7 protein-coding genes and 2 rRNA genes are annotated in these 13,084 nt (G+C 44.9%); 3 read left to right on the forward strand and 6 right to left on the reverse strand.

The genetic code is table 11. The features are described from left to right. Positions 1 to 44: 44 nt before the first annotated feature. From HWQ47_RS25685 to argC, 3 genes are all read right to left on the reverse strand, one after another. Positions 45 to 953, reverse strand: a complete 909-nt coding sequence (locus HWQ47_RS25685) for an ornithine carbamoyltransferase (protein WP_269968789.1) — start codon at positions 951 to 953, stop codon at positions 45 to 47. An 80-nt stretch (positions 954 to 1,033) separates the two neighbouring features. Continuing rightward, the gene (gene argB, locus HWQ47_RS25690) at positions 1,034 to 1,819 is read right to left on the reverse strand and encodes an acetylglutamate kinase (RefSeq protein WP_269968790.1); all 786 of its coding nucleotides are present in this window, start codon (positions 1,817 to 1,819) and stop codon (positions 1,034 to 1,036) included. Between the two features lie 17 nt (positions 1,820 to 1,836). Then, positions 1,837 to 2,817 (reverse strand): N-acetyl-gamma-glutamyl-phosphate reductase, encoded by a 981-nt coding sequence (argC, locus tag HWQ47_RS25695; protein WP_269968791.1) that lies wholly within the window; start codon positions 2,815 to 2,817, stop codon positions 1,837 to 1,839. A 269-nt stretch (positions 2,818 to 3,086) separates the two neighbouring features. On the opposite strand from argC, the gene argE reads away from it, so the two are divergent. The 3 genes from argE (at position 3,087) to HWQ47_RS25710 (ending at position 7,563) form a co-directional block, all read left to right on the forward strand. Further along, positions 3,087 to 4,238 (forward strand): acetylornithine deacetylase, encoded by a 1,152-nt coding sequence (gene argE / locus HWQ47_RS25700; protein WP_269968792.1) that lies wholly within the window; start codon positions 3,087 to 3,089, stop codon positions 4,236 to 4,238. A 146-nt stretch (positions 4,239 to 4,384) separates the two neighbouring features. Next, positions 4,385 to 7,021 (forward strand): phosphoenolpyruvate carboxylase, encoded by a 2,637-nt coding sequence (gene ppc / locus HWQ47_RS25705; protein ID WP_269968793.1) that lies wholly within the window; start codon positions 4,385 to 4,387, stop codon positions 7,019 to 7,021. After that, positions 7,021 to 7,563, forward strand: a complete 543-nt coding sequence (locus tag HWQ47_RS25710; RefSeq protein ID WP_269968794.1) for a DUF1439 domain-containing protein — start codon at positions 7,021 to 7,023, stop codon at positions 7,561 to 7,563. Before ppc ends, HWQ47_RS25710 begins: the two co-directional genes overlap by 1 nt. Before the next feature lie 76 nt (positions 7,564 to 7,639). On the opposite strand, the gene HWQ47_RS25715 is transcribed toward HWQ47_RS25710, so the two are convergent. The 3 genes from HWQ47_RS25715 to HWQ47_RS25725 all read right to left on the reverse strand — a co-directional run bounded on the left by HWQ47_RS25715 (position 7,640) and on the right by HWQ47_RS25725 (position 12,741). Further along, a complete protein-coding gene (locus tag HWQ47_RS25715) occupies positions 7,640 to 8,914 on the reverse strand; it encodes a CinA family nicotinamide mononucleotide deamidase-related protein (RefSeq protein ID WP_269968795.1) in 1,275 nt (424 codons plus the stop codon). 614 nt (positions 8,915 to 9,528) lie between these two features. Then, positions 9,529 to 9,644: ribosomal RNA gene (rrf, locus tag HWQ47_RS25720) — 5S ribosomal RNA — on the reverse strand. Between the two features lie 181 nt (positions 9,645 to 9,825). After that, a 23S ribosomal RNA gene (locus tag HWQ47_RS25725) occupies positions 9,826 to 12,741 on the reverse strand. Between the last annotated feature and the right edge of the window lie 343 nt (positions 12,742 to 13,084).

The following is a 13,084-nucleotide window of genomic DNA, read 5'->3' on the forward strand; positions in this document are numbered from 1 at the left end:
AACTTGTCTCACGGATCAATCCTATGAGACCAATATGGATTAAATTACTGACCTAATAAGGTTACTAATACGGCATTTTGTGCATGCATGCGGTTTTCGGCCTGTTGCAATATAAGTGATCCTTCACCGTCTACCACGTCAGCTGTAACCTCTACACCTCGGTATGCTGGTAAACAGTGCATAAAGAAGTTAGCCCCTGCTTGCTTCATCATCGTTTCGTTAACCTGATAAGATTGGAATTTGGCTTTTATTTCACTCAAATCTTTATCATCACCCATTGAAATCCATGTATCTGTGTAGATGGCATCTTGTTCGCCTAGCAGCTCAACATCCGATATGAGTGTTAGCTTGCCGCCATGCTTTGCAGCTAAAGCTTGTGCTTCAACCACCACTTGACCATCAGGAAAATGACCTAGTGGACAAAGTACGGTCATCGTCGCACCTAAAATCGCAGCACCATACATCAAAGAATGGGTTACATTATTTCCATCCCCCACGTAAGCAAGCTTGATCTGGCTCAAATCATCGAACTGTTCCGATAATGTGAGGAAGTCAGCCAAACCCTGACAAGGATGATAAAGATCCGATAGTGCATTGATCACAGGCACAGTGCCATATTCAGCCAAGGTTTCGATGGTTGAATGCAGAAAAGTTCTTGCCACAATAGCATCGGCCCAACAAGAAATATTTGCTGCAAAGTCCGACACTGGCTCGCGCTTACCTAATGCACCATTTTGTTGGTCCAGATATAGACAGTGACCACCTAGCTTATTAATACCAATATCGAAACTCACACGGGTTCTCAATGAAGGCTTCTCAAATAACATCACCACGCTTTTCCCATCCAATGCATGTCGATATTCTGCTGGATTAGCCTTAATTTTCTTGGCTAGAGAAAGTAGCTCTAAGAGCTCCGCTTGTGATAAGTCTTTAATCGATAATAAGTGGTCCATTTATACACTCCTCAAATTGGTGATGCCACCAAGCTTGTCACTGTATGAGTTGCCGCTTACGGCTCGCTCAAATTTTAAATTCAATTAGGTTGGATCTGCGTACCAACACTTTCTCCATTAGACAGTGCGACTAGCTGCTCAGCACTTCTCCATGAAGCAACTTGAACTGCTTGTCCCATAAGTTCAGCAACATCTAGTGCCGCCTCTACTTTGACTTTCATGCCTTTTTCTATCACGCCTTTATTGGTCAAATCCTCCACCTGAGCTCTGTTCAAACTTTGGATTAATTGACCTTTACCGTCGAGAACACCTGACACATCAGATAACAGCACCAGCTGAGCATCAACAAGTTGAGCTAATACAGTGGCAGCTTGATCCGCATTAACATTAAGCTGCTGGCCACTTTCATCAATGGCAATAGAACTCACAATAGGTAACCAACCTTGCGATAGCAAAAACTCGAGATATGCTGCATCTTTTGGGGCAACCTCGCCCACAAACCCTAAACTCTCATCTTTTACTTTGGCGACAACAATATTACCATCAGCCAAACTCATGCCAACCGATGTCACACCAGCTTTGATAGCAGCAGCCTGTAAAACCTTATTTGAAGTACCGGCCAACGCTCCAACAATGACAGGTATCTGTTCTGCTGGAGTGATCCTTAAACCATCAAGTTTTTCAGTTTTCATACCATTAGCCATTAGCTGTTCATCAACCAAACAACCTCCACCATGGACTAAAATAATTCTCCGCCCCTTGGCTATCATCTTAGCGGCAGTATCCATTAATCTTGCCATCCCCATCTCACACTGCAGCAGAGCACCACCAACCTTGATAACTAATGTTCCACTATTCTTTGTCATCGTAATCGCCTGTCTAATTAGTATTTGAAATGAATCTTTATGCATTGATGAGCTTGGCTGGCAGCCCCCTTCATCAAATTATCAATCGCACTCGCTACCACTAAGTAACCCGTCTTAGCATCAAACTTCCATCCGAGATGGCAATTAGGTGTATTGGTCACATCATCGACTTTAGGAAATTTATTTTGTTTTACTGTGATCAAGGGGGCGTTATCATAAATAGCATAAGCAGCTTCAATATCGGCCTCGGTTGTGTCCGCTTTAAGCTGCACGGTGATAGTGGCTAAAATACCTCGCTTAAAATTACCTAAATGAGGTGTAAATATCACTTCCTGACCCAATTGCGTTACGATTTCAGGTTGATGCCTGTGACCGAGTACACCGTAAGGGGTTAAACTTACCTCACAGAAACTGGTATTTAATTGTGTCTTCCGTCCAGCACCTGTAACACCACTCACCGCATTGATCACCGGTAAAACTGAGGTCAACAGCGGACTAAGAGGCTTAAGTGCAATAAGTGATGCTGTTGGATAACATCCCGGTACAGCAATCATTTTGCTCTCCGCTATTTGAGCGGCATTCCACTCGGCCAACCCATAAACAGCATGAGATAAAACGTCAGGATAATCATGTTCAAAACCATACCATTTCGGGTATTGAGTTTTATCAGAAAAGCGATAAGCACCACTAAGATCGAACACAACTAAACCTTGTTCAAAAAACCAAGCAGCCAAATGCAAACTAACCCCATGATCTGTAGCCAGTACCACGGCGTCAGCTTGTTCGACAATAAGCGCCTTTGCCTCATTAGATAAAGGAGATAAAGACAGGGAAATATGACTGTATGAAGGATAAAGTTCAGAAAGAGGCCTACCTTTATCTAGACTATTTTCTGATACGTAGAGACCTTGGATAACTAAGTTGCTATCGGCATCTATGAGAGAAGTAATTTGTGCACCGGTGTAACCACTCGCGCCAATAATCGCAATGCTTTTCATAATCTGACACTTCTTAATTTAGAAATTAATGCTTTAAAAGTAAAAAAGAGGGGCACAACTTAAGCCCTGGTAGAAATACCAATTTTGACAAGTTTATCGTCGCAGGAAGTCTTTACACATCGCCTTAATAATAAGTTTTATTTGTAGGTTCTTCATTTATGCTCTCAATAATATGCATCGTATTCTGGTGCTTGCCTTAGCTGTTTGATAGACTAACACAGGAAACTAATTATGCAATATATTTGAATATCTATTTTACGGAATAACTTATGAGTTCATTAGCAGATCTAAAAAGCAATTTTAGCCAACTAATTGCTACGCCTTCGATAAGTGCACTTGAAGCAGAGCAAGATATGAGTAACCAAGGCGTTATTGATCTCTTACAAACTTGGTTTGCCGAGCTAGGATTTGAATGTAAAGTTCAGGCTGTTGATAATTCACGCAACAAGCATAATTTAGTGGCCACTTTAGGTTCAGGAAAAGGAGGTTTATTGTTAGCTGGTCATACAGATACAGTGCCATTCGATGAGGGGCGTTGGAACCAAAGTCCGTTTACTTTGACCGAAAAAGATAATCGCTGGTATGGATTAGGCACCTGTGACATGAAAGGTTTTTTTGCCCTCGTACTTGAAGCCCTTAAGGATATGCCACTAACTCAATTCAAACGTCCACTTCACATTCTCGCCAGCGCTGATGAAGAAACCACCATGAATGGCGCCAAAGCATTCGCACAGCAAAAATCTATCGCCCCTGATTATGCCATCATAGGTGAGCCCACTAGCCTCAAACCGGTGTATATGCACAAAGGTCATCTTACCCAAGGGATTCGAGTCGTAGGCAAAAGCGGACACTCATCCGATCCTGCTAAAGGCATCAATGCTATCGAAATCATGCATCAAGTGATGGGACAACTGCTAAAGCTTAAACAACATTTGGCTGATAATTATAGAGAGGAAGCTTTTAGCGTTCCCTACCCTACGATGAACTTTGGCCATGTTCACGGCGGTGATGCCGCCAATAGGATCTGTGGTTGTTGCGATCTTCACATAGATATACGCCCACTGCCAGGACTAGAGCTCGATGTGTTAGAGCAACTGGTCATTAGCTATCTTGCACCAATCAATGAAAAGTATCCGGGTTGTATCAATGTCGCCCCGCTTTATCCAGGGTCCGAACCTTTTGCAGACAATGCAGAAAGTAGCTGGAGCAAGCTCGTTGCCGAACTATCTGCTAGTGCCCCCGAAGTTGTTAACTATGCAACCGAAGCGCCTTATATCTCTAAGCTTGGCTGCCAAACCTTAGTGCTTGGTCCTGGGAGCATCGAGCAAGCCCATCAACCTGATGAATATCTCGATACTAAGTATCTCAATAAAACTGTGGATCTAATGAAACAACTTATCTACCACGCATGTATTAAATAGTTAATATTGGTCACCACTTAGGTAACTTACATCAGCCTAAGTGATATAGAACACATAAGCTCACAATATCTCTTATGCCAATATTGACCTTGGCTATCAAGCCTAGGTATTGTGGCTGACTAGCGTAAATTTGGTATGGAGTAAATATGACTGATATGTATGCGTCTTTAAGGTCAAATGTTGGTATCTTAGGGCAGATCCTTGGTGAAACTATTCGCACCAACTTAGACGAGCCCTTTCTTGATAAAATAGAACAAATTCGTCAACTCGCTAAAAGCTCGCGACAAGGTGATGAAGCCTCCCGTGAAGAGATGCTTAAACTACTTGCCGCACTTCCTGATAATGAGCTCGTTCCTTTTGCTAAGGCATTCAACCAGTTTCTAAACTTAGCGAATATTGCTGAGCAATTTCATACCATCAGCGGCAACTGCGATGAAATCGTCTGTGTCCCCGATCCCGTAGAGCAACTGCTTAGCAGAGTACTAAGTAGCAATATCGATCAAGACAAGATGCTCGATTGCTTAAAAAGCCTAGACATTGATTTGGTATTGACTGCACACCCGACTGAAATATCTCGTCGAACTTTAATCCAAAAATATTCATCCGTTATCGACTGCCTTGCAGCCCTAGAGAACCCACAACTCACTGAACGAGAGAAGAAACAACAACATCTTCGCTTACGCCAACTTATCGCGCAAATCTGGCACACCAACGAAATTAGACAAGAGCGTCCCACTCCCGTTGATGAAGCACGTTGGGGTCTGAGCACCATAGAGGTTTCACTCTGGCAAGCCATTCCTGACTTTCTCAGACAGCTCAATGAACAAGTAGAAGAAAAAACTGGCAAGCAACTCCCAATCGACATTGCTCCAGTACGCTTTTCTAGCTGGATGGGTGGAGATCGCGACGGCAATCCGTTTGTCACGGCTAAAGTGACTCAGGAAGTGTTAGATAGAAATCGTCACACTGCAGCTCGCATGTACCTTAAGGATATCGTCTTATTGGTTAATGATCTTTCTATGGAGGAAGCTAATGATGAATTGCTTACACTTACTAACAACCATAATGAACCTTATAGAGATGTGTTACGTGAAATAAAGTTTAAGCTAAGAAACACGATAGATTATTTGAATAAACGACTCGCAGGTCAACAGCCTGAGATAGATCTAAGCACCATTATCTGGCATGAAAGAGATCTTAAAGCACCTTTAATGATGCTTTATAAAAGCCTAACAGATTCTGGGATGAGTCTAATTGCTAACGGCCTGTTACTAGATATGTTGCGTCGTATCGCCTGTTTTGGTATCCACATGCTCAGGTTGGACATAAGACAAGATGCAGAGCGACATAGTGATGTTATAGCAGAACTAACCCGCTATTTGGGCATAGGAGATTTTAGTCACTGGGATGAAAGTGAGAAACAATCATTCCTTCTTAAAGAGCTCAGCAGCAAACGTCCACTGATCCCATCAAATTGGCAACCTAGTGACGAGGTTGCTGAAGTCATCAACAGTTGCCGCCTAATCGCGACTCAACCTGCTCGCGCTCTTGGTTCTTATGTGATCTCCATGGCCAGCAAGCCATCAGACGTTCTAACTGTTTTATTATTGTTAAAAGAGACTGGCTGTCCACATCCAATGCGCGTCGTACCACTTTTTGAAACCTTAGAAGATCTCAATAATGCCTCTAGTTGCATGTCGGCACTATTTGCCATTGATTGGTATCGGGGCTACACCAAAGGTCATCAAGAAGTAATGATTGGTTATTCTGACTCCGCAAAGGATGCCGGTGTAATGGCTGCAGCGTGGGCGCAATACCATGCCCAAGAACAGTTAGTTGAAATAAGCCGTCAAGCTGATGTGAAACTAACCCTGTTCCATGGACGAGGTGGCACTATAGGACGTGGAGGTGGACCAGCTCATGAAGCCATTCTTTCTCAACCTCCAGGATCGGTAGACGGACGTATTCGTGTTACAGAGCAAGGTGAAATGATCCGCTTTAAATTCGGATTACCTAAACTCGCAGTTCAAAGCTTGGCACTATACACCTCCGCAGTAATGGAAGCGACGCTACTGCCTCCTCCTGAGCCGAAGCCAGAATGGCGTGCATGCATGAAAAGACTAGCTGAAGAGTCCGTTGCTGCATACCGTGCGATCGTTCGAGAAGAGCCAGATTTCGTTGCCTATTTCCGCGCAGCAACCCCAGAAGTTGAGTTAGGTAAGTTACCACTAGGCAGTCGTCCTGCAAAACGTCGCGTTGATGGTGGTATAGAATCATTACGTGCTATTCCATGGATTTTTGCCTGGTCGCAAAACCGCTTAATGCTCCCCGCTTGGCTTGGCGCAGGAGAAGCATTACAAGCTGCAATTGATAGAGGAGAGATGGTACTTCTACAAGAGATGGAGCGGGATTGGCCTTTCTTTAAAACAAGGATCTCTATGTTAGAGATGGTTTATGCTAAAGCTGAACCAAACTTAGCCAAGTACTATGAAACGTGTTTAGTACCTGAAAATCTACACCATCTCGGCGACGCGTTGAGAGCTCGTTTAGCAACAGGCATCAAAGCAGTGCTGGAATTGACTCAATCTGAAGCATTAATGGAACATACCCCATGGAGCCGAGAGTCGGTGACACTTAGAAATCCCTACATCGATCCGTTAAACTTTATGCAGGCCGAACTATTAGCCCGAACTCGTAAAGAAGACGCCCCATCGACCAATGTAGAGTTAGCATTAATGTTAACCATTGCAGGGGTTGCTGCAGGCATGAGAAATACAGGTTGATGAAACTCTTAAGTTACATGATCCCTCTCACAATGCTGCTACTAACTGGATGTGTTACTCAGTACAGCATTACAGAAGAGGAGCTAGAGGGGTATCTATCCGATGAGATCCATTTTGAAGTCAAAGAGGGGAACCAGCTCTTTGGTATTGAAATGCGTATCAATAATATAGATGTAAAATTGGGACATAAGCCTGACACTATGTCAGTCACAGCTGATAGCATCATTAAGGTCAAAAATCCATTAGTGCCATTCAAGGCGAATATGAAGACGACCTTTGAAGCCGAACCTTGGTACGATGCGCAAAACCATAGTGTTTATTTAAGGCAGCTAAAACTCATTAATATCGAGTCTGATCCTAAAAATATAGAAAAAGCAGTTAAACAAGTGGCCCCTCAAATGATGGGATTTCTAACCAACTTCTTAGAAACACAGCCAGTTTATGTGCTTGATACTTCTGAATCTAATCAGGCTTTAATCGCTGACATGACTAAGCAAATAAAGGTAGAGCCTGGAAAGTTAAAACTGATATTTGACGAGTAAACATATTACTTTGTTAGCTTGATACAAAAAATGCAGTCAATGCCCTTGATTGCATTTTTTATATACCACTTGCCAACTATTTACTAAAACGTGAGAAAGAGGAGTAATCCACAATGACAGCTTCCCCCAATAACTCACGCCTAAGCATGTCATAGGCAACTGCAGTACTTAAGGTTCGCACTAAAGCACGAGAACGACTAGGTAGCTTCAACATCTGACTGTACACACCTGACTTAGTCGCCAAGGCGATAGCGACAGTGCCAACGGGCTTTTCATCACTTCCACCTTCAGGTCCCGCAATACCACTGGTAGCAAGAGCATAGTCACTGTCCAAAATCCCACGAGCTCCTTTAGCCATCTCCTCTACCGTGGTAATTGATACCGCGCCATGATCATCTAGCGTACGAGGGCTAACACCTAATACCTTTACTTTGGCTTCATTGCTATAAGTGACAAGACCTTGATGAAGGTAAGCGGAGCTGCCAGCAAATGCCACTAAACCGCTTGTGATCATGCCTCCGGTGCAAGACTCTGCAACACTCAGAGTTAAGCCAGAATTAACTAATCGATTATGGATCTCCTGATCTAAGGTCGTGATATTTTCTGCTACAACACCATTGCCAAGTATCTCTTTCACTCTTGCTTCAATTCTTGGAATAGAATCGATAGCTAATTGCCCACGTGCAAACAATTTTATTTCGATATAGGGCATATAAGAACGGTAACCTAGAGTGATCCCCTCAGGTAAAGGAATCACTTCAAGTTTATCAGCTAGAGCCGACTCACCATTTCCTAACGTTAAAAGCTTCTTCACAAAAACAGCATCAGACAAAGGGAATCGGTCCTCAACAAAAGGAATGAATTGCTCTTTAACCATACGCTTAAATTCAAAAGGAACACCAGGAGTAAAGAACAACCATGCACGATTAAATTTAACTGCAAAGCCACAAGCTGTACCAACAGGGTTATCGATCATCACAGCCCCTTCGGGAAGTAACGCCTGCTTTAAGTTACTTGCGGCCATAACTCGACCATTTTTGGAAAACCAAGCCTCTAACTTACTGCGCCACTCTTTGTTTTCAACAAGGCTAACTCCCATAGCAGAAGCCATAGCCTCAGTAGAGAGATCATCACTAGTAGGCCCTAAACCGCCATTGACCATTATGATATCCGCTTCAGTACTACGCTCTTTAAATACTGCAACCAGATCTTCTAAACGATCACCAACGGTTATACGGCGCTGACATTCAATTCCCTTTTCCATAAGCGCATTAGCAAACCAAGCAGCATTAGTATCTACTATCTGCCCCGCTAACACCTCTTCACCAGTACAAATCATCTCAAGCTTCATCGACAATCCTAAGTCAGTAACCCATTAATACCAGCTAAAGTAACAAGCCAGCTATTAATAGCAATAGTCACTCAAAATTTATGTGGTTCTGAATACGTAAAGTTAAAGAGGTAGCTTCGAATGGTCCAGCGACTCAACACTGATGAAGAACATAAGTCTGGACCATGGATGCGGCGAGATAGTCCCCCTGGAAGCACTCTTCTAGCCGGCAACAGAAGTGCCTTCCAATGGTCTGACTTCGAGCCAAGCTCTCCGCGTTCTGAGCCAGCATCAAGCTTCGCTTGATAAGCGCAGACTCTTCACCCTACGACGCACATGGATATGGATATGGGAAGTGTCGATATTGCACGACTATATGGATATAGGAGGTAGAGCGAAGCAGGGCGAAAATCGTGAAACGATAAGCTATTGAGCGAGACACACGGAGGTCGAACTGGCTTTTTCACATGGACGTTATTGCCAGAGCCGAGGAGCAATTATCAACCTATCACATGGAAATGAAACATGCTCTGCTTACTTTCCCCATGTTCATTCGGTCTCTTTCCAACCAAAACGAAAAAAGCCCGTTGCATAAGCAACGGGCTTTATCGCTTCTCTTTCGAGAATAAATAGGCGCCTGGAAATGACCTACTCTCACATGGGGAGACCCCACACTACCATCGGCGCGATTGCGTTTCACTTCTGAGTTCGGGATGGGATCAGGTGGGGCCACAATGCTATGGTTTCCAGACAAATTTGCTATTACTTTCAGCGTTTAAAAAGCTAAAGGTAAATAATTTCGAAAGCTGTTATCTCACATTCGCAAGATAATTCTAAATAATTGGTTCGACTTAAATCAAGTTCGTATTCTTTTGAAGTAACACCTTAGTGCACTCACTCTCTTAACAAGAGTTAAAACCCATCTGGGTTGTATGGTTAAGCCTTACGAGTCATTAGTACAAGTTAGCTCAACGCCTCACAACGCTTACACACCTTGCCTATCAACGTCCTAGTCTCGAACGGCTCTTTAAAGAGATTTAATCTCTAGGGATGACTCATCTTAGGACTCGCTTCCCGCTTAGATGCTTTCAGCGGTTATCGATTCCGAACGTAGCTACCGGGCAATGCTATTGGCATAACAACCCGAACACCAGCGGTTCGTCCACTCCGGTCCTCTCGTACTAGGAGCAGCTTCCTTCAATCATCCAACGCCCACGGCAGATAGGGACCGAACTGTCTCACGACGTTCTGAACCCAGCTCGCGTACCACTTTAAATGGCGAACAGCCATACCCTTGGGACCGACTTCAGCCCCAGGATGTGATGAGCCGACATCGAGGTGCCAAACACCGCCGTCGATATGAACTCTTGGGCGGTATCAGCCTGTTATCCCCGGCGTACCTTTTATCCGTTGAGCGATGGCCCTTCCATTCAGAACCACCGGATCACTATGACCTACTTTCGTACCTGCTCGACGTGTATGTCTCGCAGTTAAGCTGGCTTATGCCATTGCACTAACCGTACGATGTCCGACCGTACTTAGCCAACCTTCGTGCTCCTCCGTTACTCTTTGGGAGGAGACCGCCCCAGTCAAACTACCCACCAGACACTGTCCTCAACCCCGATTCAGGGGCCTAAGTTAGAACATCAAAACTACAAGGGTGGTATTTCAAGATTGCCTCCACAAAGACTAGCGTCTCTGCTTCAAAGGCTCCCACCTATCCTACACATGTAGGTTCAATGTTCAGTGCCAAGCTATAGTAAAGGTGCACGGGGTCTTTCCGTCTAGCCGCGGGTATACGGCATCTTCACCGCAATTTCAACTTCACTGAGTCTCGGCTGGAGACAGCGTGGCCATCATTACGCCATTCGTGCAGGTCGGAACTTACCCGACAAGGAATTTCGCTACCTTAGGACCGTTATAGTTACGGCCGCCGTTTACCGGGGCTTCGCTCATGAGCTTCTCCGCAGATCCCCCCATCAATTAACCTTCCGGCACCGGGCAGGCGTCATACCGTATACTTCCTCTTGCGAGTTTGCACAGTACTGTGTTTTTGATAAACAGTTGCAGCCACCTGGTATCTGCGACTCCCGTCAGCTTAGAGAGCAAGTCTCATCACCAACAGGAGCGTACCTTCTCCCGAAGTTACGGTACCATTTTGCCTAGTTCCTTCAGCCGAGTTCTCTCAAGCGCCTTGGTATTCTCTACCCAACCACCTGTGTCGGTTTGGGGTACGATCCCTACTAACCTGAAGCTTAGAAGATTTTCCTGGAAGCATGGCATCAACTACTTCATCACCTTAGTGACTCGTCATCAGCTCTCAGCATTGCAACTTAATGCGTATTCCCGGATTTGCCTAAGAATACTGCCTACCACCTTAAACGCGGACTACCAACGCCGCGCTAGCCTAGCCTTCTCCGTCTCTCCATCGCAGTTAGTAGAGGTATGGGAATATTAACCCATTTCCCATCGACTACGCCTTTCGGCCTCGCCTTAGGGTCGACTCACCCTGCCCTGATTAACATTGGACAGGAACCCTTGGTCTTTCGGCGAGGGAGTTTTTCACTCCCTTTATCGTTACTCATGTCAGCATTCGCACTTCTGATACCTCCAGCGTGGGTTACCCCTTCACCTTCAACGGCTTACAGAACGCTCCTCTACCGCGTACACAATAAAGTGCACACCCGTAGCTTCGGTGTATTGCTTAGCCCCGTTAAATCTTCCGCGCAGGCCGACTCGACTAGTGAGCTATTACGCTTTCTTTAAATGATGGCTGCTTCTAAGCCAACATCCTAGCTGTCTAAGCCTTCCCACATCGTTTCCCACTTAGCAATAACTTTGGGACCTTAGCTGACGGTCTGGGTTGTTTCCCTTTTCACGACGGACGTTAGCACCCGCCGTGTGTCTCCCGAGTAGTACTCATTGGTATTCGGAGTTTGCAAAGGGTTGGTAAGTCGGGATGACCCCTAGCCTAACAGTGCTCTACCCCAATGGTATTCGCTCGAGGCGCTACCTAAATAGCTTTCGAGGAGAACCAGATATCTCCCGGTTTGATTGGCCTTTCACCCCCATCCACAAGTCATCCGCTCATTTTTCAACATAAGTCGGTTCGGTCCTCCAATTGATGTTACTCAATCTTCAACCTGCCCATGGATAGATCACCGGGTTTCGGGTCTACACCTTGCAACTAAACGCGCAGTTAACACTCGGTTTCCCTACGGCTCCGCTATTCGCTTAACCTCGCTACAAAATGTAAGTCGCTGACCCATTATACAAAAGGTACGCAGTCACGGCCTCTCGCTCTCGAAAGAGCTGAACCGCTCCCACTGCTTGTACGTATACGGTTTCAGGTTCTATTTCACTCCCCTCACAGGGGTTCTTTTCGCCTTTCCCTCACGGTACTGGTTCACTATCGGTCAGTCAGGAGTATTTAGCCTTGGAGGATGGTCCCCCCATGTTCAGACAAGATGTCACGTGTCCCGTCCTACTCGTTTTCACGTAAAGTTAGTTTTCATGTACGGGGCTATCACCCTGTGCCGCTGTGCTTTCCAACACATTCCACTAACACCCTCTACGCTTAAGGGCTAATCCCCGTTCGCTCGCCGCTACTAGGGGAATCTCGGTTGATTTCTTTTCCTCCGGGTACTTAGATGTTTCAGTTCCCCGGGTTTGCCTCACATACCTATGTATTCAGTATGTGATACTAGCTTATGCTAGTGGGTTTCCCCATTCGGACATCGTTAGCTCAAATGCTTGTTACTAGCTCGCCAACGCTTATCGCAAGTTACTACGTCCTTCATCGCCTCTGACTGCCAAGGCATCCACCGTATACGCTTAGTCACTTAACCATACAACCCACATAGGTCTTTATTCGCTTGTCACTGCACCGCTATGCTACGTTCATAAGTCGCACTCGTCAGTTATGTAGTAAACTACACGCCTTCCTCGTTTGCCTTATCGCCTTGCCTAGCATCACATGACTGCGCTAATGTTATCTATTGTTCAAACGGGTAAGTCTGAACGAGATGTATCGCAACTAATGGTGTTTACTTTCGCCAAAAGAATACTCTTGAACTCATTACCCTAAGGTAAATCGTTCGGCACTTGATTTAAGTGTTTGAGAACTCAATTATTTATTTTTCGCGCTAATGCTATTAACAATAAATCACTTACAAATAAGATATTTACTGT

The organism is Shewanella sp. MTB7, assembly GCF_027571385.1.
GTDB lineage: Bacteria > Pseudomonadota > Gammaproteobacteria > Enterobacterales > Shewanellaceae > Shewanella.